Here is a 23460-nt window from a genome sequence, read left to right on the forward strand (position 1 = left end):
CGGGGTGGGGGTCGGGTCCGGCCTCGGCTCCCGTCCGGAGGAGTTCGTCGTGCGGTCCGTCACCGAGGTGCCCCGATCCTCGTGGGCCGTGCCGTGTCGGCGACCAGACGGCCGTCGTGCATCTCGATGCGGCGCGGCAGCCCGGCTGCGATGTCGCGGTCGTGGGTGATGACGACGACGGTTGTGCCGGTGGCGTTCAACTCCCGCAGCAGGGTGAGGACCGTCGTTCCCGACGCCGAGTCGAGGTTTCCGGTCGGCTCGTCCGCCAGCAGCACCGACGGTCCGCCGACCACCGCCCGGGCGACCGCGACGCGCTGGCGTTCGCCGCCGGACAACTGGTGAGGCAGGTGGTGCACGCGGTGGCTGAGCCCCACTCGGGCCAGCGCGGCCGCCGCCCTGGCGCGGCGGCGGCGTATCGGCACGCCCGCGTAGAGGAGGCCGTCCGCCACCGAGTCCAGTACGGGGACACCGACCGCGAGGTGGAACTGCTGGAAGACGAAGCCGATCCGGGTGGCCCGCAGAGCGGAGACCTCCCGGTCCGACAGGCTCGCCACGTCGTGGCCGTCGACCAGGACCCGGCCGGCGGAAGGGTGGTCGAGACTGCCCATGAGGTTGAGCATGCTCGACTTCCCGGAGCCCGACGGGCCGACGATCGCGACCAGTTCACCCCGTCCGATGCGCAGATTCACGTCCCGTACCGCGGCCACGCCGCCCGGGTAGGTCTTGGAGACCGCGTCGAACTCCACGACCGCCGTCACTCCGGGATCCTCACCTTCATGCCCTCGCGGACCGCGGGTCCGCTGACCTCCACATTGCCGTCGGCGAAGAGCCCCGTCCGTACGGCGACGAACCGGCCGGCCGCGGTCTCCAGGCCGTGCCCGCCCTCGGCGAGGGCGACCAGCGCGGCGACCGGGACGGCCAGCACGTCCGTGACCTGCTTGCCCACGTACTCGACCGTCACCGGGCCGCTCTCCCACCGCCCCATGGACCGCTGGTCCTCGACGGTGACGGTCACGGGAACCGTGGCGGGCTGTCCCGAACCGCCTTCGCCGCCGCCCCCCTCGGGCGCGTTCGCCTGCTTGCCGACCGACGCCACCCTGCCTTTCACCCGTGTGCCGTCGGGCAGTTCGACCGTGACGGCAGACCCGCGTACGGCCCAGGAGGCGTCCGCGGCCGAGGCGTTGACGATCACCTTCCGGGCGGTACCGGTGTACGTGAGGGTGTTCTCGCCGACCGCCGAGCCGAGCCGGGCGCCGGCGGAGCCGATCCGTACCCTTCCGGCGGAGTAGATGACGTCGCCCACGCCGACCGCGCCGGTCTCGGCCAGTCCGAGCGACTTCTGCCAACGCCTGACTGCCGCGGCCGTGCCGGGCGTGAACCGCTCGTCCACCGTGAAACCGGTGTAGCCCAGGGCGGCCAGGTTGGTCTCGAACTGCATGACATCCATGCCCCACGGTTCGCTCGGTGCGTGGGGGGTGCCGGTGTCCCCGCCGGTTGCGGTTCCTCCGGTCGCGCTCTCGCTGGTCGCGCCTCCTCCGGTCGTGCCTCCCCCGGTTCCTTCTCCTTCGGTTGCGATGGCCTTCGGTGCCGGTGAACCGGAGGCGCTCGGGGACTTGCCGTTCCCGGCGGTGCTCGGCTGCTGCCCGCCCGAGTCCTGCTCGTTCTCCTGGGGGGTCAGCCCCAGGCTTCGGTACATCGGCAGCGGTCCATACATGAGGACCACGGGCCGGTCGTCGACCCGGAGCAACTCGCCGCCGCGCTCCACCGTCGCACCCTGCTCGGGCAGCCAGGTCACGGTCCCGGTCGCCTTGACCGGCAGCGGCAGCTCCGTGCCGTAGCCCAGCTGGCCGTCCACCGTGGTGCGTTCGGTCAGTGTCTCCCGCGTCACCGGTACGACGGAGCCGGCCCGTCGCGGGACAGCCGACCCCTCGTCCTTGCCGCCGCCCAGCCCGAGCGCGCCGACCACGGAGACCGCCGCCACGACGGCGACCGTCGAAGCGATCAGCACCGTACGCCGCCTGCGCCGGCCGCGCCGACCGCGAGGCGGTGGCGGCGCGGGAACGCCCCCGTCCGTGTCACCAACCCCCGCCCCCGCCACCGTCTCTGTCTCTGTCTCTGTCTCTGTCAACCTTCAGCCCTTGGCCGCGGGCGGGTTGGTCGGGTTGCCTGCGATCGGCGCGCAGACGCGTATCGCGCGCTGCGCACCGGCGGAGCTCTGGTCCCACTCGGGGACGCCCGAGTTGCTGTTCGTCGGGTAGCCGTCGGGGCCGGGGTCGGGGTAGTCGGGGGCGCCGTGCTTCTGCATGCAGGCGGCCAGGTCGCGCGCGACCTCGATCTGCGCGGCGGTGAGCCTGGGCCGCTTGGCATCCTCGATGCTCTCGGGGACGGTGGCCTTCTTGTCGGCGCACTTCACCGACGCCTTGAGGAACTTCGGATCCTTTTTCAGGGCAAGCAGTTTGTCGCCGCCACCACCACCGAAGTCGACCTCGCCCTTCTCGTCCGGGTCCGGCGCGTCCACACCGTTGTCCCGCAGGCACTGCACCCAACCCCGCTGCGCCTTCACGTACGCGGCCACGTCGTCCCCGCCGCTCTGGCCGCCCGCCTTCGTGGCCGAGGCGGACGAGTCGCCACGGTCCGCCGTCGGAACCTTCGAGTCACCGCCGTCGCTGCCGCAGCCGGTCAGTGCGAAGACCACGACCGAGGCCGCCGCGGCCGGCAGTACCCGATTCATCCTCATCGGTTCTCCCGCTCTCCTGTCGAACCCGTCCACGGACGCGGCGGGCAGGCCGACGGTAGGACGCAGACAATGAAGAACCTTTGAAGAACCTGTCAGCCGATCATGCGGCCGCCGGCACGCCGCTGGCACGCCGGGCCCCGCCGCGAACGGTGAGGCCCTTCGACACCGTGCCCGCGCACAGGAATCCGCACGGAGCGGGGCCGGACCTCGACCCCGAAGTGGTGTCTGCCCCGCGTGCCATCATCCGCATGTGCTCAAGATCCCCGGATACGAAGGCGGCCCACTGGTCCAGGGCAGCGCCTACCTGGACAACCCGCTGTTCTGGCCCGTACACCTCGGCACCAGCTTGCGCGGGGAGGACGCACAACGAGCCGCGTTCGGCGCCGACTGGGACGCGGCCATGGAGCTGAACCGCACGCTGTCCGCCGAGCACGAGTGGCCGGTCTTCAACGTGCCCCTGCGCTCCGGCCACACCATCCATGTCGTCTACCGCAACTTCGAGGACGACCAAGGCGTGGACTACGTCATCCATCACGCGGCTTGGTCCAAATCGGAAACGCTCGCCGTTGTCGACGGTCACTTCATGGGGCCCGGCATGGCCTGGCCGGAACTGTTGTCCGTTGCTCGACAGCCGGCAACAGAGGGCGCCGGCGACGCGGCCGCCCGTCTCCTGCTGCTCTTCCCCACACTCGGCGACGCACAACTTCCCGACGACGCCGCTGCTGTCCTCACCACTGCCCTAGCCGCTCTCACCTGGATCGAGGAGCCCGCGGTAGTGGCGAGGATGCTCCTTGAGAACCAGGGCCTGTGGGCTCCCGCCCACTGGACGCCGACAGCCGGCGTCTGGACCAACGACGGCGGCCACTCCTTCCGAAACCCCGGCAATGCCTTCGCTCTGCCCGAGAGGCGGCTTCTGGAGATCAGTGACGCACTGCGCGACGGGAAGTGACGGCGCCGGCGGCATCAGGCGGCCGGGCGAAGCCCTGAACTCGGGAAGTCGCGGTGTGGTGGGGCGGGGATCACCCGCCGTGCCGGCGGGCCGTGCGGATGAGGGTTTCGGCCTCGGAGGGGCGGCCGGCCAGTCGACCAGCGGTGCGGATCTGTTCGTCGGTCATGCCCTGCTTCACCAGCTGGATCGCCTCATGGATCCCGTCTCCATTCCCCTTGTCGAGCACCGCCAGGAACCACCGCACGGCCTGGACCGGGTCCGGTGCTGTTCCCAGGCCGTCGCGGTACCGGCAGCCGGCGCCGAACATCGAACCCGCGTGCCCCCGTTGGGCGGCGTACAGGTACCAGCTCAGGGCCTCGGCGTCCTCGTCGATGGCGGAGAGCCGGTCGCCGAGCACGGCAGCCGCCTCGATCACGCCCCCGCTGACCGCCTGGCGCAGCAGACGCATGCACCGGTCGTGGTCCCTGACCCGGGCATCGCCGGTGATGTGCATGCCCGCCAGGTTGAAGGCGGCGTACGCGTCGCCGGCCTCCGCGGCCGCCGTGAAGAGGGCCTCGGCCTGGAACGCGTCCGCCTCGACTCCGCGGCCGGTGCGGTACATGACGCCCAAGGTGCGCTGGGCTGCCGGATGCCCGGCCCGCGCCGCGGCTGTCGCGTAGGACAGCACCATCGGTTGGGCGGCGTCGGTGAAGAAGTCGAGCAGCACGCCGGCCACGAGAGCCTGTGCCTCAACGTCCCCTTCGTCGGCCTGCGCCTTCAGCGGGGGGACCGCCGTGACCACGAGGTTCGCCGAGTCCAGGCTTCCGGCGTTGGAACCGGCGATCCAAGCCGCGACAGCCGCCTTCCAGTCTCCCTTCGCGGCAGCCTGCTGACCTCGCTCGATGAACTCGGCGGCGGAATCACCCCCTGAGGGGACGGGAGCATCACTCATGAGGCGCCATCCTGCCGCACGGCAGATCGGCACCTCGCGTAAGGGCGGCGACTTCCGACCGGACGGATGCCTGGAGCTGCTCCGCGTCGGTTGGCCACGTACCGCGGGCGAACATCGGTCCGATCGAGTGGACTCGGAGGGACGCGTGCCGCAGAAGGATGTCCCACCGGAAGTCGGATGGTGGCGTTGCAGCATCAGCCCCGATCCGGAAGAAGCGAGCCGACATGCGACGTACTCCCTCCCGACGTCTGTTCGCAGCCGCGCTGCTGGTGGCAGCCGTACTGGCCCCGGTTACGGCGACTTCCGCCATGTCCGCCACTGCGGTCCACCCCGCCGGCGTCGACCGGCACGGCCAGGACAAGTGCACGCCGGGAGGCCTCGGCCGCGGCACGACCGCTCGGCTGGACAAGGCCGTCGAGAACGTCCGCCGGGAGGCCGGCATCCCCGGCGCCGCCGTCGGACTGTGGATGCCGGGCAAGGGGTGTTACGTCCGCGCGACCGGTGTCGCCGACACCGCCACTCGCGAGCCGATGACCACCGACCTGTACATCCGGATCGGCAGCGAGACCAAAACGTTCACGGTCACCGCGCTGCTCAAGCTCGTCGACGACCGGCGGATCCGGCTGGACGACCCGATCTCCCGCTACGTCCACGGCGTGCCGAACGGTCGCCACATCACGCTGCGCCACCTGGCCGAGATGCGCAGCGGCCTGTTCCCCTACAGCGCCGACCCCGACTTCGTGCACGACCTGCTGAGCGACCCGAGCCGCCCGTTCACCCCGCGGGAGGTGCTCGCGTACGGCTTCAAGCACCGCAACACCTTCGCGCCGGGCACGCAGTTCCAGTACTCCAACAGCAACCTGATCCTCCTCGGTCTGGTGATCGAGAAGGTCAGCGGCCACCGCGCCGCCGACTTCATCCACCATCGGGTGCTCCGCCCGGCCCACCTCGGCCACACGCTGTTCCCCAGCGGCCCCGAGTTCCCCGAACCGCACGCGCGCGGCTACACCAACCAGACGCTGAGCGGCGAGGTCGAGGACTCCACGGACTGGAACCCCAGTTGGGCCTGGTCGGCCGGCGCGATGATCTCGAACCTGCACGACCTGCGCCGCTGGGCCAAGACCGTCGCCACCGGGACGCTGCTCAGCCCGGAGACCCAGAGGCAGCGGCTCAAGATGCTGCCGACCGGCCACCCCGGCACCAGCTACGGCCTCGGCATCTTCAAGAGCGGCGGCTGGATCGGGCACAACGGCTCCATCCCCGGCTACGAAACCGTGACCGTCTACCTCCCCTCGCGGAAGGCGACCTTGGTGCTGATCCTCAACACCGACATCACACACGCCGGCCAGGAGCCGTCCTCACTGGTAGCCCGAGCGATCACCGAGATCGTCACCCCCGACAACGTCTACGACCGCCCGGTCCCCCCGCGCTAGAACGTCCCCACTCGCGAAGCTCGGGTTCTCGTCGGACCACTCCGGGCGCCTGGCCCAGGCCGAAGCAGCGGTAGGCCCATGGGAGATCGTCCGAGATGCACCCGGCGAACCTCCGGCGCAGACTGAAAGTCGAGGAACAGTCCGGACGATGCCCGCTTCGCGAGGGAACGTCATGGGCCTCTTGCCATCCAAGGCCAAGATCGACGAGGGATCATTGTGCCAAACGTCGCGAAGTCACGCTGGCGGGTCAGCTGTGAAACCCGTACGGACTGGATGGAATACACAGCCAGGATAGCGGCGATAAAGCGCGACTGTACCGTCGAGGCAGACTCCGGAAAATGGGTCGCCGGGGCAGAGGAACTCCACGTTGCCTACGAGGGGGTCGTGCTCAATGCAAAACTGTCACAGCAGGCGGCGCAGGCGAGAATCGCACCTTGGCGATACGCGGGCTCAGCAGATATTGCCATCTCTCGAATGCAGGCGGCCGACGCATTGCTGCTTCGCTTGCTGACGGATGAAATGCTCTGCGGTGAACTCCCCAGGATCAGGCAAACCGTCCAAAGCTACTTGATGCCTCAAGACCAACGCCGTAAATGGCTTGACAACTTCAAGGAGAAGGACGGGGAAGAAATCCCTCCTGCCGATCGCCAGCGAATAGAGAGCGCGCTGCGCGGAGCCTACATTTCGAACGGCTTCACCCGTGGCCGACTCCGGACGTTCAATGTCATTCTCCTGGTGGCGGCAGTGGTACTCATAGCGCTTACAGTCCTGCTCGGAGTCGTGAACGCACACTGGAAGTCCGATCTCGCGTGCAGTAACTTCGGGAAGGAGATGGTCTGCCCACTGGGGACGAGGCCGAGCCGCAGCGACATTCTGCTGATCGAGCTCATTGGTGCAGCAGGGGCAACAGTTTCAGCCGTCTACTCGCTGGCGCGAAAGCAGCGAATCGAAGACCCCTACTTGGTACACGTAGGCCAGGCAATACTGAAGGTCTCACTGGGCGGAATAACAGCAGTGCTGGGACTGCTCCTGCTGTTCGCGACCCCGGGGTTCCATATCGACACGGGATGGGAGATCCTTGCTTTCGCGGCGATATTCGGGTACTCGCAGCAGATATTCACCCGGTTCATCGACTCCAGGGAAGACGAACTCCTGAAAGCGGCATCTCCGAGCGGTCCCGAGGGTTCCCTTGTCATCGGGGTGCGAAATCAAGAACATTAGACGCAATTCGTGCGGCAGCTCGCCTTGCGTGCCAGTGCTCAGCCCGCTCAGCCCGTACTCAGATCGGTTCGTGCATGGCAGCGAGTTCCTTCAGGTCGTTCGCGACCATGACCTGAGCGAGACGACCCGCGACCGCGACGACCTTTGGCCACGAGGGGGTCCGTAGATACTCCGCGTCGGTTTCCTCTGGCGCCTCGGTAGCCGCGGCGTTGAGCGCGATGCCCAGCTCACGCATGAGAGCGACCTCTTCCTCAGTTCTCAGACTGACGCCGAGGTATTGCTCTGGCTCGTCGGCGTCGCAGAAGTCATCGAAGAGGGTATGGAAGACGTGGTCCAGGTTCTCGAACATCGACGGGTCAAGCCAGACGTCCCGCTGCCAAGGCGGGTTGGCCAGGGCCAGAACCACGGGTACGACGTGGACACGGTGGTTCGCCAAAAGGCGGGCGTCTTCGCTCACGGCGCCGAGCCTAACCACAAAGAACTTCCCGCGGTAGATGGAGTCCATCGATGGTCAGCCATGGATGTCAGCCATGGATGTCAGCCATGATGTCAGGCGACTCCGCCTGGCTGAACGCTTCGAACTGAGCTTTAGGAGTGGACCGACCCCTCATCGGGGCCATAGTGATGTGGTACTGCCCGAGCCTCATGTGGTGGAGAGTTTTCGAGGTTGTGCTTCTTTGCGGCCTTCTTGGCCTCGTTTATGCTGTCGAACCCCGAGAGGACCTCGTACCCTTCCTGCGGGCAATATACATCGTATTGCGCTTTGGGTATCGGCCCCGCGTGAGCTGGTTGGCCGCTGGCTTTCGTCATCACGGAAACACCTCCGTGCGGAGCCGCGTCTGTTCGGGATGAAAGGCGAAACAGAAACGAGTGATCTCTGCTGAGCACAACTCCATTGTCCGGCTAGCGACGCGGGCTCGCCACAGGAATAAAGATAGCCTGCCCCCTGATCCGGGCGTTTGGGATCTCAGCCGAGGCAGGGCGCGCTCCGAGCCGTATCCAGGGCATGTTCGATCCGGAGCCGCATCGCGGAGTGGATATCGACTTCGGCCAGGTCCCCCCAGGGCACGAGACCCCAGCGACCGTTGCCGGAGCACTGGATCATGGGTGATCGACCCCAATGCCGGGTCCGCCGGCCTGCCCTGGGTCCGCCCCGCTCTCGAGGTGGCGGGGCCGGGCCGGTGCGGCGGCTCCGCGGTGCCGTTCGCCTTCGACCCGAGCGCCGTCGCGTACTGCGCCCCGGCGCAGACGTCGACCTCCTCGTGCTCGGCAGCTCCCCCGTCGACGACATCTCCGCGACATCAGCGCTGTGTACCGGGCAGGCCACATCGCGGCGATTGTCTGCGGCGGTTCGGGCGTGGCATTCGGTGGAGGCAGGCAGAAGGCGCGATCGGGCCTGGACAAGAAACAGACCCCAGGTCATTGACCTGGGGTCTGTCCCTGGGCTCCCACAGAAACGGGGCATGAGAGTCCTACGTTGCGGCAGCCGGGCGCCCGGCCGTGGGCTCGCCAGGGTCCGGTCAGAACTCCAGTACCTCGCGGTCGAGCGGATACCGCGCACGGTGACGGCCCTCGTACGGCGAGGGCGTGATCGGCAGGACGCCGGTCGGCTGCACGCCCAGATTGTCGTCCCAGAGCCGGGGTTCGACCTGGCCGAGGACGCGGAACTGCCGGAAGGTGAACGGCGGGCTGTCGGTCGGGAAGAACTCGGCCGTGGTCATCACCTGGAAGTGCAGGTGCGGCGTGGTCGAGTTGCCGCTGTTGCCGATCAGCCCGAGGACCTGGCCGCTTTCGACGTGATCGCCCTCCCGGACCCTGAGCGAGCCGGGCTTCATGTGGGCGTAGAGCAGATAGCGGCCCGGCGCGACTTCCACGGTGACGTGGTTGCCGACCGTGTTCTCGATCGGCGGGATGGGCGGCGTGAGGGGCGGCGTGTTGTCCGGGACCCCGTCCTGGACCTCCACCACTCTGCCGCCGGCCGAGGCCACGACCGGCTGCCGGTAGCTCAGGTAGCTGGTGAGCCGTGCGGGGTCGCCTTCCCAGGTCTGCCCTTGCCTGCCGACCCGGTACCAGTCGATCGCGAAGCGCTGCGGCACGTAGAAGCGGCCGTTGATCGGGCCGAGGCCGCGCCGGTGGTGGGTGTTGCCGCAGCACGACTCGCTGGCGTACCAGGTGCCGGGGCGGACCGGCGGGTCCAGGTTCAACGGCGGGGTGCGGCCGGTCCGCGTGGCCTGCACCGTCTCCTCGAATGCGGAGGGGCCGGAGGGGGCCAGGACGGCACCCGAGAGATGGTGTTCGAGGACCTTGGGCACCGGCTGACCGCGGTCGAGGACCAGGTCGAGCCAGATGATCCACTTCTGGGAGCCCTGGATGACGGTCGGCGTCGGGGCCGGGGGCGCCGGGGTGTACCCGTCCGCACCGGGCAGGGGGTCGCCCACCGGATTGGCGGCCTCGGCCAGCGCCTGCCCGCTCAGCGAGCCGACGACCCGGTGCGTGTGGGCGTCTCGGACGTTGACACGGTCGAGCCGCACCGGCGTGCTGCTGGACAGTGCGTTCGTGGTGAGCAGTTCGTACGAGAGGTGTGTCCTGCCGTCCGTGGCGACGAACGGCGTCGGTTCGGTCATGACTGCCGCCGTCAACGGCGTGAACTGTGCGCCGGGCGCCGCAGTGGCCACGCCGGCTCCGTATCCCGGTCCCGCTGAGGCCACCAGCATGCCGGCCACGAGCACGGCAGCGGCGAGCCCGCGAAGTAGCGGGCTGCGGCCAGTGCGGTTGCGAGGGTCGCGCTCTGCCATTGCGCTCTTTCATTCGTCGGATCCGGGGCCATGAAGGACGCCGGCACGCCCCGCGCCGAGACGCAGGTTCATGTAATCCGGCGGCGCGTCGCTCCGGTTGGAGGCCGCCGGACTCAGGTGCCGAACTGCACCCGTCCAGCCGCATCGACCACCGGCTCCTGGACTCCACCTCTTTTAGGGACTGCGGGGGTTCCCGACAGCGCGCTGAGAATGAGGGACGTGAGGGTTAGCGCCGCAACCCTCACCCGAACTGCGCTTTTGTCGACTCGACGCGGTGATCCGCAGGGCCTTACACCCTTGGGTGGTTGGGCGCGCAACCCTCTCGCCGGTGTGCTTGGGCGCACGCGAAGGCGGCGTATCTGCGTGCTGGCCAGCCGTGGTCCGGCCGTTGTTGGTAACAGGTGGTTGCGTAGAACCTGCTGAGTGGGAGAAGACCGGTCGGCGCTGGGGGCGAGACGCGAGCGCGGTGTGTACCCGGTGCTCGTTCAGAGACCAACTGGGACGGACAACGACGAAGGGCCCCACCGCGAACGGTGGGGCCCTTCGACATCGTGCCCGGTGAGGCACTGGCGGAGGATACGAGATTCGAACTCGTGAGGGGTTGCCCCCAACACGCTTTCCAACTGTCCGCATGGCCGTCCGGGGGCGTTCGTGGGGGTTCGCGAGGCAGGTCAGAGTGGGTGTGTGTACCACGGTGAACGGTGGCGTCCGTCAGCGCACTGGACAAAGACCAGGACAACGAGGCCGTGTTGAGCAGTGAGGAATCGAACTGGCAACCTTCTGATCCGTAGGCGCGTTCACCCCGGATGTGCGCCCCGTCAACCAGCCGTTGAGCGCCCCCGGTCCATGACGATAGGCCTGCGCTGGTCCACAGTTGTGCACTGGTGTACGCGACTGTTGATGTCAGTCGTTGATGTCGGGACGCGCACCCACCAACGCTGCTGGAGCCCATGTGGGCAACTCAAAAACGCCTTGCCCCGGCTCAGCGTCGATCAGCCCGAGCTGCGGAAACGAGCCTGTGCGGACCGTGTGTAGTTTTACGGTGGGTCGGGGACGCTAACAGTCGCCACTGTCCCTCGTAGGCCATGGCAATGCAATGGGAATGCCTTACGATGCAGTTGGCCTCGCAAGTCTTAAGAGACAAGGAAGGGCCCGCCGCTGCTCCAACAGCGCCAGGCCCAAAGAGGTGCAAGTCACGAGCCCGGCCGATCTATCCACGGTCGGGCTCTTTGCTGAGCCCACCGGCCGGTACGCCGTGCTTCTGGTCAGGACCAGAAGAGCAGCACCACTTCCTTGATGACCACAACAATCACTGGTGCCCAGTCGATCATCGCCTGCCTGAAAGACAGACGGCGCTCGCACCGTGCACAGTGATCGCCAGAAGAAGACTCTTCGGTCACCTCGTATCCCTCCCTTCGGTCCGAGGGGGAAACCCTGAGCTAAGCCCAGGAGTTCGCCTCCCGCGAGGCGAACGACTCGGGGGACCTCTGAGAGGAAGTGCCCCCCAGCATAGAGGAGTTGGCTCGACTCCAAGAGCAGGCGCCAAATCCCGTCGGACTATCGACCAGGAAAGCAACTTTGCTCTTGCGTATAATTAAGTGCACAACCAGGTAGTCGACTGGGGTGAACTGGAATCATGATCACTATTATGCTCGCGACAGACAGGGCTGGTCGCACGCGGTTTCTAGTAAGTTCTAGTAAGCCCTAGTGAGTTTGAGTGAGCTTGATTGAGCTTCTTCCAGTTAGCTCCAGTTAGCTCCAGTTAGCGCGAGATCCCCAAGCCTCTTACCCGCTAAGACGATTCCCACTGGTTGATCTTTCGCCTGCCGCGTTTGCCATCCGGATCACTTCATGATCGAACCCCTGTCGGGCGTGACGCGAGTCACGCATTCCCGTGCAGCCTCTCGCGTTCGATGCCCTTGCCTTCTCGGAGCGCCCGGATCCTCTCAGGTAAGAAACAGCGACGGCCCGCACCATTCGGTGCGGGCCGTCGCGATGTGCTGGCGTCAGCTAATGGGCGGGCTGAAGCGCAGAACCCAACCGGGGCTGGGGCGGTGGACGGTGACCTCAACGGCGCGACCGGTCTTCGTGTAACCGGTGTGCGTGATCTGAAGCAGGTTGCTGCCGACCTCGACGCCGAAGGCCTCCGCTTCAACCGAGGTCGCCGCGTACAGCGTGATCTCCTCGATCGCCTCGGTCTGCTCGTATCCCGCGTCACGCATCCGGCTGATGATGCCGCCAAGACCCGGGTCAGGGTTCTCGATGCTTGCCGCCTCTGCCACGTCCAGGGGGACGTACGAGTCGGCAAGCTGGACCAGGCGGTCACCGTCGTACATGTGCCGGGCGCGGATGACGGTCTGGTCGGTGGCCGCGATGTCGAGAAGTTCGACCACCTCGGAGGGTGCGGTGTCGCGACGGATCGCGGTTTCCACTCGGGGAGTCCCCCCGAGCCGCTTGATCTCGGTCTCGAAAGCGCCCCGGCTCTCGCCTGCCTCCCGTCGAGCAGTGCGGTAGCGCTCTGTGGCGTCGCGAACGATGGCGGTGTTGCTGCTCACTTCGGTGTTCCTCTCAGACTGCGGGCAGGTCGATGGGCCACTCATAGCTGAGTGACCACAGGGTGATGGGCATAACGTGCACGCAGACCTCCACGGCCCTTCCGCTCTCGGTCAGGCCAACGTGGGTGATCTCGTAGACCAACCTGTCGGCTGATACGCCAAGCGACTCGGCTTCAGTCTTGCTCGGGGGTCGTACGTCGATGGACTCTCGGATGCGGGTCTGTTGGTAGCCGAGTTCGGCGAGACGGGACTTGCTTCCGCCGTCCCCGGTGTCCTGCTGTTCAAGCTGCGTACCGAACGTCACATCCCCGGGGAAGTACGACGTCGCCACCTGCACCACGGTGGCGTCAGCGCGCATGACCCGCGCCCTGACGAGTGCCTTCGCGGAGTGATGGATGCCGAGGATCTCGGCAACCCGCTTCGGTGGCCGTTCCCGGCTGATCACGGTTGTCGCGCTCGAAGTCATGCCGAGCCTGGCGATTTCCGCCGCAAACGCGCCCCGAGCGCCAGCCTCTTCCCGAGCCGACTTGATGTAGCGGCCGGTGCCGTCCCGGTGGATCTTCCCGAGGATCGGCGACACGAAGGTGCCCTCACCTCTGCGGGAGATGATCAGGCCCTCGTCCTCCAGTACCCGGTACACGTCGCGGACGGTCTGGTAGGCGACGCCTTCGGATTCCTGAAGTTCCCGGACCTTGGGCAGCGCAGACCCCGGGGGATACGCCCCCTGTCGAATCTTCGTCCGCAGCTCAGCGGCGAGCCGCTGAACCTTCGGAACCTTGGTCTCCTCCACGCGTGACTCCCTTGGATGTGTGACTCGCGACCCCAGTCTTACAGAACTAGTCCTAACAGGATAGTCGGGATCGCTCCGCGGGCGTCCGAACGATTTTCGGGACCTCTGAACTAGTTCTGTTGACACCCACTCCGGAGCGTGCCTTAATCGTCACAGCGCACCGCAGAACTAGTTCAGCGAAGCGCCGGAGGGGCCCTTCTTTGGGCTGCTTCGCACGACCAGGAGCCCCGCGTTGGACGGGGGGAGGTTCCCGGCACCTTTGCAGCCGGAGGGCAGACCGAGAGGTCTTGTCTCCGCCTGAAACGGACCATGGCGGCTCTACCTGACACGGGAGCCGCAGTTCCGAAGGAGACGTGCACAACTTCAACCTCCGCCGCATCTGGTGCGGCGGCCGGTTGCCTCCCCTGCCCGTCCGGCCCTTGGTCGTACGGGCGGGGCTGAGGGGAGCCGGACTGACCGACTTCAACGGCGTGCGGCCCCGGTGCTCGAACACTGGGGCCGCTGTTCGGGCCGTTCCCCTGCGAAAGGAACCACGACCCAATGAGCCACATCGTCACTGTTCAGGAAGCTGTTACCGCGTTCGCCGACTTCATGGAGCCGACGGCCGCTGAGCTGGACGCCATCGAGCTGGAGATGCCCGTCATCGAGGCGGACGTCGAGTTGCTGGACGCGCAGATCATCACGCTGGACCGCACCCCGAACGAGCTGGACACACGCCGCCTGCGCCGGGCCCGCCGCCAGGCGCTCGCCGCTCGCCTCGCCCTGATGAACACCGGCGCGGCATTCGTTCCGGGGGTCGGCGCGTGAGCCTCAACCGCAAGGGCCGTACCGCCCTCGTGCTCGCCCTGGTCGTCGTAGTCGCCATGGCCTTCCGCGTCTCATGGAATGCGCTGCGGGACATCGCGACCACGGTCGGTGCGGACACGACGGCCGCGATGCTGTACCCGTTCGTGGTCGACGGCCTGATGGCTCTGGCCCTGGTCGCCACGCTCGTGCTCGCCGACCAGGACCGGACGTTCGCGCTGCGGGTGCTGGGCACCTACACGCTCGCCTCGCTGGTCCTCAACTACGTCCACGGACTCGTTCCCGAGCTGCACGGGGCCACGGTCGACTGGGGACGGCTCGCCGACTTCGACCCCGCGAACTGGGCCCTCGTACTGCTCGCCACCTCGCTTCCAGTCGGATCGATCTACTTCGGATCGGACCTGGTCGCCAAGGTGCTGCACCACCGCCCCGCCCCGATCCCGGCGCCGGACTCAAATGCGGAGGAATCTACCGAGACCGAGATGATTCGGTCTACGGCTGACCTGCCGGAATCGACCTCCGCCCCGATCACGGTGGCACCGCTGCGGATGCCCGATCCGGTCGCGGTCGACTTCGTGAAGTCGACTCTCCCGCTCAAGCCCGTTCCGACCGTTGCCCCGACTCCCGTCGCGGCGATCGCACCGCGTGCGGTGGCCGCGGAGTCGCCCCGGCCGCGTCGGGCGACGGGTCGACTTCCCGAGTCGGCCCGACCGAAGCGCCCCCGCCGCACTGCCAAGCAGTTGCTGACCCAGGCGCGCAAGGCGACGGCCGGTTGGCCGGATGCACGGGTGAGTGCCGAGGGCATCCGCCGCGAGGTCCACACGTCTGCGGCGAACGCCCGGATGCTGCGGGACACGCTGCTTGCCGAGCGCGCCGCTAAGGCCGTGTGATGTCCGGGGCGTTCGGCAAGTGCTACGACCCCGCAGGCAGCCGTTTCGGCGTCCCTACCTACCCGTGGCGCTACGCCCCTGACGGGCTGGCCACGCGCCGCCAACTGCGCGCCCGTGGCTTACGTCCGGGGGGTCAGCCGATCGCGGCGCAGGTGCTTCGCCCGCGCTACCGGCGCGGTCCCTTGGTCGCCTTCCTGTACCGCGTCGACCGCGCCAAGCCCGTGCGGCCGATGACGCCGGGCAAGCGGGCCGCGCTCGCCAAGGCGATGTGCGCCCGCCGCATCTGCCCGGCCTGCCGCCGGGACGCCGGATACGTCATCCCCACCTCACTCGGCATGTGCGTGCCCTGCGCCTACCCCACGTCTTCGAGGAGCAACTGACCATGGGCAAGCCCGATACCCGTCGCCTGGAGCGCGAGATCCAGCACACCAGCCGCAAGTTGACCGCCGTGCAGAACCGCGAGTTGTGGCCGCTGGACGGCCGCGAGCGGCGCGCGATCCTCGCCGCCGTGGCAGGGGGCGGCATCAAGGCGGCCCGCGGCAAGAGCACCGGCCGCGCGGAGCGAAGCATCGACACCGCATGGAGCGCCGCTGAGACCCGGCTGATCGCGGAGATCACCGCTCTGCAGGGCGAGCGAACGCGGCTGGTGACCGAGGCCGCCAAGGCGAAGGCCGCGAAGAAGTCGTCGCGGTGGTGGTGAGCATGGCCGCCAAGCCCGCGCCTCCGGGCGAGTGCCCGCAGTGCTGGCAGCACGCCCACGACCGGACCATTCACCGCAGGCTGCGGCCGCGCGAGGACTGCCCGCAGTGCGTTGACCACATGGTCAACGGCCACCCCACCCTCATGCCGAAGACGACGTCGCGGTGGTGGTGACCCCCCCCGCACCGCGCGTTCTTCCCGCCGCCTGAATCTTCAACTCCCGCCCCGCTCGGGGCAGTCAGGAGACACCGCCGCATGTCCGAGAACGTCGTCCGTCTGCACAAGGAGCCCGCCCCGCCGGCCGAAATCCTGGCCGATGCGGCGAGCGTGACCACGCTGACCGTGGTTCCCGACCCGGAACCCGCCAAGCCGGTGCCGCTGTGGCTGCGCTCCGGCCGCGCCGTCAAAACCGCAGTCACCCACGAGACCACCAAGACGACCGCCCGTGCGGTGGCACGCCACACCCTCTACGTCGCCGGTGGGGCGCGGATCGTGGCCCGTCGCACGTGGGACGGCAAGACCGGGGCCCGCTATGAGCGCATGATCCGCGCGGCGGAAGCCGCGGGGAACCTGGAAGTGGCAGAGGAGTGGGAGGAGCGGTTGCAGCGCTTCCGCCAGGCCCGCCACCACCGCCGTATGGACCTGCTCCACTCGCCCGTGGACGTCGCCAAGGGCGCTGCCGTCGGTACGGGAATGGGCATCGGGGTGCTGGTCGCGCTCGGGGTGGTGATGGCCCTCAACACCAAGGACGTCGCCGACGTCATCACCCCGCTGAGGGCCACCGTCGACTTCATCGGCCTGCTCATCCGCATCGTGCAGGTGGTGTGGGGGCCCGCGCTCACCATCGGCCCGTTCCTCGCGCTGCTCGCCCTGTGGACGGTCGGCAGCAAGCAGCAGGCCGCACCGCAATGGGCGCTTCCGGCCAACGTCCGCAGTGGTGAGGGCGAGCCCATCACTCCGTCCATCGTGGTCAAGGCGCTGCGGGATCTGGGGGTGCCTGCGCTGCGCAACGCCATCAAGGAGATGGGCGACGCCGGGGCCGCGATGCTGGGCCCGATCCGCATCGCGGGATGCGGCGTCGAGGTCGACGTCACGCTCCCGTCCGGGGTGTCGACGAACGAGGTGCAGCAGCGCCGCCGCAAGCTCGCCGAGAACCTCACCCGGCACGAGCACGAGGTGTTCATCGTGATCCCCGAGGCGGCCCGCACCGTCCGGCTGTGGATCGCGGACTCCGGGGCGCTCGATGAGCCGATCGGCCCCTCGCCGCTGGTCACGGACGAGACGATGACCGCCAACTACCGTACGGGCAAGGCCCCGTGGGGTCAGGACCTGCGCGGGGATGCGGCGGAGCTGGGCGTGTATCAGCGCCACCTGCTCATCACTGGTCGCTCGAACCAGGGCAAGACCGCGTCCTTGCGCTCGGTCGCCCTGTGGCTGGCCCTGGACAAGTCGGTGCAGTTCTGGCTGGGCGATTTGAAGGGCGTGGGGGACTGGAAGATGTTCGACGGCATCGCCGACGTCCTGATCCAGGGACCCACCGATGACCACGTCATCCAGGTCACCGAGATGGTTGAGGCCGCCGTCGAGGAGATGAACCGGCGCATCGACGTGCGCCGGGGTGACCCGCACGCGGTGTTCCCGCCGCTCATCGTCATCGTCGACGAGGCGCAGGTCGCGTTCATGTGCCCGGTCCTGGATGAGGACAAGAAGCCCTACGGCGGCGCCAAGGCCACCTCCCGCTACTTCATGGCCGTGCGCAAAATCCACAACCAGGGCCGCGCGGTCGACGTCCTGATGTGGCAGGGCACCCAGGACCCCACCGACCAGAACCTTCCCAAGCTGGTCCGCGAGGGCGCCCACACCCGCGCCTCCCTCGTGCTGGGCACCGAATCCCAGTCCCGCATGGCCCTGGGGGACAAGGCCGTCGACGACGGCGCCGCCCCCCACCTGCTCCGGCAGGGCCTGGACAAGGGAACCCTGGTCGTCACCTCGGACGGCATCGACGTCCCCAAGGGCCAGTCGTCCATCACGGTGCGCACCCACTTCATCGACGACGACCCCGCCGCCGAGATCGCCGAGCGCGCCAAGGCGCTGCGCAACGGCGTCGCCACCGTGCACGCCATCGAACGCGGCGAGCAGCGCGACCCGCTCGCCGACATCCTCGCCGTGCTGGGCCGCGATGAGCGTGTGCGCACCCAGGAGGTCATCACCCGGCTCGGGGCGCTGAACACGGACGCCTACGGCAAGTGGTCCTTCCTCGACCTCAAGCGCGTTCTCGGCGGCACCGGAGCCGAGCCGTACAAGTCCGACGGCGTCATCGTCGTACGCCGTGACCGCGTCGCCGCCGCCCTCGCCAACCGCGACACCGAGGGTTCCGCTTCCGCCTCCGAGTGACAGGGAGGCGACCCGCTTCGGGTCAGGGAGGCAGGGAGAACTCCCTGACCCCCTCCCTGTCCCGCCTCCCTGGCCTTGACCTGCATGAATGATCGTTCAGGGAGGCAGGGAGGCCCGCAGGTCAGCACCCCTGAAACCCCCTCCACACGCCTCCCGCAAGGGGGTGCCTCAGCCTCCCTGGCCATCTGCCGGAAGGGATTCCGCATGTACCCCGAGCGCTTCGACAACCTGCCCGCACAACGAGCCGTGACCGTTCATCAGCCCACCCCGATGCCGCCCACAGTCCAGGTGTCGGCGCCCCTCGTTCCCGTCCAGCCCAGCAGCATCCCGGCGGTGGCGAGCGTCGTCCTGCCGGACGGGCGGGTCGTCACCGGCTACGCCATCAACCCCATGCAGCCCGAACCTGTCGCCGCCAAACCGGCCGTCTCCCACACGGCCGTCAACGTCGCGCTCGGCGGGGTGGGGTTCCTCGCGGTCTGCGGTGGCCTGGTCTTGCTGACCGCGTTCATCGCGGCGCTCGCCGCGTTCGTCCACCAGCTCATCATCCTGGCCGCTGTGATCTTCGGCGGATTCATCGCCGCGCAGATCTTCGGCGCCAGCGGCCACCGCGGCGGCACGACCGTGAACATCCGCAAGGCCGTCATCAAGCGCAACCACTTCCACGGCTGACCCACCCGAGAGGAACCCCGTGTTCGACGAAGACGACGAGTTCAACGACTGCGAACTCTGCTACCCCACCGACGACACCGAGCCCTACCCCTACGCCCACTGCTGCCAGTGCGGCGACACCGGAGCGGGCGACGTACCGGAATGCACCTGCGAGTAGCTACGCCAAGGGCGGCCCCCGTCTCGGCAAAGTCCGGGGCCGCCCTTGTCTCCAGTCCTCAACAGACCTGCGGAGGTCTCCAGCATGACCCAACCGACCGACACAACGCGAGCGTCCTTACTCGCCGCCGCTCTCGCCGCTGCGGAGCGCGGCTGGCACGTCTTCCCGCTCCGTCCCGCCACCAAGCGCCCCGCCCTGCACGGCGAAGCGACCTGCCCCGGCACCGGCGTCTGCACGGACGGTCACCGCAAGTGGGAGCGGCGCGCCACCACCGACCCCGACCGCATCCGCGCCACCTGGACACGGGCCCCGTTCAACGTCGGCATTGCCACCGGCCCTTCCGGGCTGCTGGTCGTCGACCTCGACATGCCCAAGCCCAACAGCGATGCGGACGCGCCTGACGGCGCGGCAACCTTTGGAGCGCTCTGCGAGCGCACCGGCCACACCGTCCCCGCCACCTACGCGACGCGGACCGCGAGCGGTGGAAGGCACCTCTACCTCGCCACCCCGTCGGGCGTGCGGCTGGCCAACACGGCCGGCACGCTTGCCCCGTTGGTCGACACCCGCGCGTGGGGCGGCTACGTCGTCGCCGCGGGCAGCATCACCCCCGCCGGACCCTACGAAGCCGTAGGCGGCCCCGTGGCGGCCCCTCTGCCCGAATGGCTACAAACCATCCTGAAACCCGCCCCCGCGCGTCCTGCGGGGCCGCTGAGGCTTCCTGCGGTCGACGGGAGCCGCGCGGCACGGGCCGCTCTGGAAGCCGAGTGCGCCATCGTCGCGACGGCGCCGGACAAGCAGCGCAACACCACGCTCAACCGCTGCGCCTTCAAGGTGGGGCGCTTCGTCGCATGGGGCGACCTCCCCCGGCACGTGGCGGAAGAGGCCTTCCAAGGGGCGGGAGAAGCGCGGGGACTCACCGCTGCCGAGTGCCGCGCCACCATCCGCAGCGCCCTGGACAGCTCCCTCCGCAAAGCCCGACCCCGGGAGACGACATGAACACCCCCACCCGCTCCCCCTTGGAAGGCCAACCCGCCGCGAGCGGAGCGCAGGTCGCCGAACTCGCCCCGCTCACACCGGCCATGGGCGAGCCGAAGGGCGTCGCCGAAGGCGTCCCCATTGCTGTTCGCCTTGACCCGCGCCCGGGTGACGGCCGATACCCCGTCGCGTGGCTGCGCATCACCGCCCCGCGCGGCGCGACGCCGACGGCCACCTCGAAGTGCCTGTGCGGCAGGGACCGCAGCGCCGTCGGCCACACCCGGGTGCTTGCCCTGATCGCCGACCACGAAGCCCACCGCGACACCTGCCCACTTCGCACCACCCAGGAAGGAAGGGCCGCAGCATGACCAAGTCGACCCCCACCCCGCCCACCATCGACGGAGCCGCGCTGCTCAACGAGGTGGAAGCCTTCCACCGCCGCTTCAACATCTTCCCCACCGAAGCGGCCTACGTCGCCGTCGCCCTCTGGGACGCGCACGCCCACCTCCTCGACTGCTTCGACTCCACCCCTCGCATCGCGTTCCTTTCCCCCGAGCCGGGGTCGGGGAAGTCCCGCGCACTGGAGATCGTGGAAACCCTCGTACCGCGCCCCATGGTCGCCGTGAACGCGTCCGCACCGGCGCTCTTCCGCGCGGTGTCCGGTCCCGACGGACGGCCCACGATCCTCTTCGACGAGATCGACACCGTGTTCGGCCCGAAGGCGGGCGACAACGAGGAGCTGCGGGGCTTCCTGAACGCGGGACACCGCCGTACCGGGGTCACCTACCGGTGCGTCGGTGACAGCCAGACCGTGACCCCGTTCCCGTCCTACACCGCCGTCGCGGTCGCCGGACTCGGCTCGCTGCCTGACACGATCCTGACCCGCTCCGTCATCATCCGCATGCGCCGCCGTGCCCGGAACGAAAAGATCGAACCCTTCCGCGCCCGCCTGCACGAGAAGGAAGGGGTCGCCCTGCGCGAGCGGCTCGCCAAGTGGGCGGAGCAGGCTCGGGGTTGGGTCATGGGAGCTTGGCCAGAGATGCCCGAGGGCGTCTCCGACCGCCCCGCCGACGTGTGGGAACCCTTGCTCGCCATTGCGGACGCTGCCGGAGGCGACTGGCCCAAGCGGGCCCGCGAAGCCTGCACGGCCCTGGTCAAGGCCTCACAGGCCAACGACAAGGGCAGTCTCGGGATCCGGTTGCTCACCGACCTGCGAGACCACGTCCTGATCGGCATCGACCGCCTGCCCACCGTCGCCATCCTCGACCGCCTCAACGCCCTGGACGACGCCCCGTGGGCCGACCTCAACGGCAAGCCTCTCGACAACCGGCGCCTTTCCCGAATGCTCGGGGAGTACGTCACTGCCGACGGCGACCCCGTCGCATCCCGGAACATGCGCACCACCGGCGGCATCCTCAAGGGCTACTACAGCGTCGACCTGCACGACGCATGGAAGCGCTACTGCCCGCCCCCGCAGACGGCCGCGCCTGAAAGTCCGCTACTCCCGCTTCAGCCGCTACCGCCCAGCTCAGAGGCCACGAACGCGTAGCGCGACCCGCACGACGTAGCGGCTACACGCGCCCCCGTTGCGGGTCCGGCACACCTACGGACGCGCCGGGCCCGCAACGGGGCATAGCCGCTACACCCCACCCCTCCGCTACGCGAAACACGCCGCTGACCTGCGATGTAGCGGCGAAGCACATGTAGCGGACTTCTGAGAGGCACCCCGAGCAGCCCCACAGAGGAGACACCTTCCGATGAGCACCGCCGTAACGCCCACCGAAGATGACCCGACCCTGGTTCTCCTGACCGTCGAAGAGGCCGCCCGCCGACTCCGCATCGGCCGGACCATGTGCTTCGCGCTAATCCGTACCGGAGAGCTGGAGTCCATCGACGTTGGCCGTCTCCGTCGCGTCCCCGCCGGCGCACCCGCCGAATACGTCGCCCGCCGCCGCGCGGCACGACGAGCCGCTTGACGACGCCCGGGGCGGTGGAACTCTCAGACAGTCCGTCGCCCCGGTCTCCATCTCGACTTTCAGAAGCAGGAGTCTGCCTGTGGCAGAAGAGAAGAAGCGCACCCGCCGGGCCAATGGCGAATCGGCCATCTACTTTGGGAAAGACGAGCGTTGGCACGCCCGTGTGCCGATGGGCTACAAGGACAACGGGGAGCCGTACCGTCGGCATCTGACGCGTAAAACGCGTGAGGAGCTGGTCGAGGAAGTCAAAAAGCTGGAGAAGCAGCGCGATGGGGGTTCGGCGCAGCAGCCGGGCAAGGCGTGGACGGTTGAGAAGTGGCTTCAGCACTGGGTTGAGAACATTGCCAAGCCGGTCGTCGGCGAGAACACGTACGACGGTTACGAGGTCGCCGTTCGTGTTCACCTCGTGCCTGGTGTCGGCAAGCACCGCCTTGACCGCTTGCAGCCCGAACACCTGGAGAGCCTTTATCGCCGTATGCAGGCGAACGGGGAGCGCAGGGCCGGTACGGCTCACCAGGCCCACCGCACCGCCCGAACCGCGCTGGGGGAGGCGGTACGGCGCGGTTACGCGGCGAAGAATGCCGCCGCATTGGCGAAGCCGCCACGGATGGAAGAGGACGAATCCGAGGTAGAGCCCTACTCCGTGGAAGAGGTTCAGTGCTTGTTGCTCGAAGCCAACAAGCGCCGGAACAGCGCCCGTTGGATGCTCGCGCTCGCGCTCGGACTGCGGCAGGGTGAAACGCTCGGACTGCGCTGGTCTGACGTTGACCTGGACAACGAGTACCTGAAGCTGCGCCGGAACCGTCTGCGCCCCAGATACGAGCACGGATGCCCGGAAGCCTCCCCGTGCGGCAGGAAGGCGGGGTACTGCCCCGGCAAGGTGCAGGTCCGGCGCGAGACCAAGAACACAAAGTCCCGAGCGGGCCGCCGCGCCGTGCCCCTGCCGGGGCCGCTGGTCGCCATGCTTCGTGTACACCGCGAGACACAAGAGCGAGAGCGCAAGGCGGCTGGCGACCTGTGGACCGAGTCGGACTACGTGTTCACCAAACCGCTGGGTGGCCCACTGAGCCCGAACACGGACTATCACGACTGGAAGCGGCTTCTGAAAGACGCGGGAGTCCGGAACGGGCGGCTGCACGACGCACGGCATACGGCCGCCACAGTGCTCATGCTGCTCGGAGTCCCGGCCCGCGTCATCGATCAGATCATGGGGTGGGAGCCGGGTACCTCCGCGAGCATGCGGGCGCGGTACCTCCACGTGCCGGACGCGATGCTCAAGGACGTCGCCCGGAAGATCGCCGAAGCCATCTGGGGAACCCCGGAAACACCCGCTGTGGACAAAAACCAGGACAACGGGGTCTGAGGACAACGACGAAGGGCCCCACCTCGCGGTGGGGCCCTTCGACATCGTGCCCGGTGAGGCACTGGCGGAGGATACGAGATTCGAACTCGTGAGGGGTTGCCCCCAACACGCTTTCCAACTGT

25 protein-coding genes are annotated in these 23460 nt (G+C 68.3%); 16 read left to right on the plus strand and 9 right to left on the minus strand.

The genetic code is table 11. The features are described from left to right. Positions 1-59: 59 nt before the first annotated feature. From ACN6LB_RS02300 to ACN6LB_RS02310, 3 genes are all read right to left on the minus strand, one after another. Positions 60-758 carry an ABC transporter ATP-binding protein gene (locus ACN6LB_RS02300; protein WP_445024305.1) on the minus strand — a complete coding sequence of 233 codons (699 nt, stop codon included), beginning with the start codon at positions 756-758 and terminating at the stop codon, positions 60-62. Next, a complete protein-coding gene (locus ACN6LB_RS02305) occupies positions 755-2008 on the minus strand; it encodes a peptidoglycan-binding protein (RefSeq protein ID WP_445024306.1) in 1254 nt (417 codons plus the stop codon). The genes ACN6LB_RS02300 and ACN6LB_RS02305 overlap by 4 nt, the downstream gene beginning before the upstream one ends. A 123-nt stretch (positions 2009-2131) precedes the next feature. Beyond that, positions 2132-2737, minus strand: coding sequence for a hypothetical protein (locus tag ACN6LB_RS02310; protein WP_445024307.1), 606 nt, complete (start codon positions 2735-2737; stop codon positions 2132-2134). Between the two features lie 250 nt (positions 2738-2987). On the opposite strand from ACN6LB_RS02310, the gene ACN6LB_RS02315 reads away from it, so the two are divergent. After that, positions 2988-3686 (plus strand): hypothetical protein, encoded by a 699-nt coding sequence (locus ACN6LB_RS02315; RefSeq protein ID WP_445024308.1) that lies wholly within the window; start codon positions 2988-2990, stop codon positions 3684-3686. 70 nt (positions 3687-3756) lie between these two features. Here ACN6LB_RS02315 and ACN6LB_RS02320 read toward each other — a convergent pair whose 3' ends face one another. After that, a complete protein-coding gene (locus tag ACN6LB_RS02320; protein ID WP_445024309.1) occupies positions 3757-4617 on the minus strand; it encodes a tetratricopeptide repeat protein in 861 nt (286 codons plus the stop codon). A gap of 224 nt (positions 4618-4841) precedes the next feature. On the opposite strand from ACN6LB_RS02320, the gene ACN6LB_RS02325 reads away from it, so the two are divergent. Further along, positions 4842-6050 carry a serine hydrolase domain-containing protein gene (locus tag ACN6LB_RS02325; protein ID WP_445024310.1) on the plus strand — a complete coding sequence of 403 codons (1209 nt, stop codon included), beginning with the start codon at positions 4842-4844 and terminating at the stop codon, positions 6048-6050. Between the two features lie 273 nt (positions 6051-6323). Then, the gene (locus tag ACN6LB_RS02330; protein ID WP_445024311.1) at positions 6324-7271 is read left to right on the plus strand and encodes a hypothetical protein; all 948 of its coding nucleotides are present in this window, start codon (positions 6324-6326) and stop codon (positions 7269-7271) included. A gap of 58 nt (positions 7272-7329) precedes the next feature. On the opposite strand, the gene ACN6LB_RS02335 is transcribed toward ACN6LB_RS02330, so the two are convergent. From ACN6LB_RS02335 to ACN6LB_RS02355, 5 genes are all read right to left on the minus strand, one after another. Continuing rightward, positions 7330-7776: an SCO4402 family protein gene (locus tag ACN6LB_RS02335; protein ID WP_445024312.1), complete on the minus strand. Its 447-nt coding sequence runs from the start codon at positions 7774-7776 to the stop codon at positions 7330-7332. A gap of 1015 nt (positions 7777-8791) precedes the next feature. Next, positions 8792-9946, minus strand: coding sequence for a M23 family metallopeptidase (locus ACN6LB_RS02340; protein ID WP_445024313.1), 1155 nt, complete (start codon positions 9944-9946; stop codon positions 8792-8794). A gap of 1385 nt (positions 9947-11331) precedes the next feature. Next, positions 11332-11466, minus strand: coding sequence for a hypothetical protein (locus ACN6LB_RS02345; RefSeq protein ID WP_445024314.1), 135 nt, complete (start codon positions 11464-11466; stop codon positions 11332-11334). A 606-nt stretch (positions 11467-12072) separates the two neighbouring features. After that, positions 12073-12621, minus strand: coding sequence for a UTRA domain-containing protein (locus tag ACN6LB_RS02350; protein ID WP_445024315.1), 549 nt, complete (start codon positions 12619-12621; stop codon positions 12073-12075). 13 nt (positions 12622-12634) lie between these two features. Further along, entirely contained in the window at positions 12635-13411 is a 777-nt protein-coding gene (locus ACN6LB_RS02355) for a GntR family transcriptional regulator (RefSeq protein ID WP_445024316.1), read from the minus strand. Between the two features lie 540 nt (positions 13412-13951). On the opposite strand from ACN6LB_RS02355, the gene ACN6LB_RS02360 reads away from it, so the two are divergent. The 13 genes from ACN6LB_RS02360 to ACN6LB_RS02420 all read left to right on the plus strand — a co-directional run bounded on the left by ACN6LB_RS02360 (position 13952) and on the right by ACN6LB_RS02420 (position 23338). After that, positions 13952-14218 (plus strand): DUF6284 family protein, encoded by a 267-nt coding sequence (locus tag ACN6LB_RS02360; RefSeq protein ID WP_445024317.1) that lies wholly within the window; start codon positions 13952-13954, stop codon positions 14216-14218. After that, positions 14215-15105, plus strand: a complete 891-nt coding sequence (locus ACN6LB_RS02365) for a DUF2637 domain-containing protein (protein ID WP_445024318.1) — start codon at positions 14215-14217, stop codon at positions 15103-15105. The genes ACN6LB_RS02360 and ACN6LB_RS02365 overlap by 4 nt, the downstream gene beginning before the upstream one ends. Continuing rightward, the gene (locus tag ACN6LB_RS02370) at positions 15105-15485 is read left to right on the plus strand and encodes an RRQRL motif-containing zinc-binding protein (protein ID WP_445024319.1); all 381 of its coding nucleotides are present in this window, start codon (positions 15105-15107) and stop codon (positions 15483-15485) included. Before ACN6LB_RS02365 ends, ACN6LB_RS02370 begins: the two co-directional genes overlap by 1 nt. 2 nt (positions 15486-15487) lie before the next feature. Continuing rightward, complete coding sequence (locus ACN6LB_RS02375) at positions 15488-15805, plus strand: hypothetical protein (RefSeq protein WP_445024320.1); 318 nt, start codon at positions 15488-15490, stop codon at positions 15803-15805. A 2-nt stretch (positions 15806-15807) separates the two neighbouring features. Then, positions 15808-15978 (plus strand): pRL2-8, encoded by a 171-nt coding sequence (locus ACN6LB_RS02380; RefSeq protein WP_445024321.1) that lies wholly within the window; start codon positions 15808-15810, stop codon positions 15976-15978. 81 nt (positions 15979-16059) lie between these two features. After that, positions 16060-18198 (plus strand): FtsK/SpoIIIE domain-containing protein, encoded by a 2139-nt coding sequence (locus ACN6LB_RS02385; RefSeq protein WP_445024322.1) that lies wholly within the window; start codon positions 16060-16062, stop codon positions 18196-18198. A 204-nt stretch (positions 18199-18402) separates the two neighbouring features. Continuing rightward, positions 18403-18867 carry a hypothetical protein gene (locus ACN6LB_RS02390; protein ID WP_445024323.1) on the plus strand — a complete coding sequence of 155 codons (465 nt, stop codon included), beginning with the start codon at positions 18403-18405 and terminating at the stop codon, positions 18865-18867. A 19-nt stretch (positions 18868-18886) separates the two neighbouring features. Next, on the plus strand, positions 18887-19024 hold the full coding sequence (locus tag ACN6LB_RS02395) for a hypothetical protein (RefSeq protein WP_445024324.1): 138 nt from the start codon (positions 18887-18889) through the stop codon (positions 19022-19024). 84 nt (positions 19025-19108) lie between these two features. Next, positions 19109-20020 carry a bifunctional DNA primase/polymerase gene (locus ACN6LB_RS02400; RefSeq protein WP_445024325.1) on the plus strand — a complete coding sequence of 304 codons (912 nt, stop codon included), beginning with the start codon at positions 19109-19111 and terminating at the stop codon, positions 20018-20020. Next, the gene (locus tag ACN6LB_RS02405; protein ID WP_445024326.1) at positions 20017-20367 is read left to right on the plus strand and encodes a hypothetical protein; all 351 of its coding nucleotides are present in this window, start codon (positions 20017-20019) and stop codon (positions 20365-20367) included. Before ACN6LB_RS02400 ends, ACN6LB_RS02405 begins: the two co-directional genes overlap by 4 nt. Next, complete coding sequence (locus ACN6LB_RS02410; protein WP_445024327.1) at positions 20364-21548, plus strand: DUF3631 domain-containing protein; 1185 nt, start codon at positions 20364-20366, stop codon at positions 21546-21548. Before ACN6LB_RS02405 ends, ACN6LB_RS02410 begins: the two co-directional genes overlap by 4 nt. Before the next feature lie 208 nt (positions 21549-21756). Beyond that, positions 21757-21975, plus strand: coding sequence for an excisionase family DNA-binding protein (locus tag ACN6LB_RS02415; protein ID WP_445024328.1), 219 nt, complete (start codon positions 21757-21759; stop codon positions 21973-21975). Between the two features lie 79 nt (positions 21976-22054). After that, on the plus strand, positions 22055-23338 hold the full coding sequence (locus tag ACN6LB_RS02420; protein ID WP_445024329.1) for a tyrosine-type recombinase/integrase: 1284 nt from the start codon (positions 22055-22057) through the stop codon (positions 23336-23338). Positions 23339-23460 lie beyond the last annotated feature (122 nt).

Source organism: Streptomyces sp. SAS_270, from assembly GCF_052543295.1.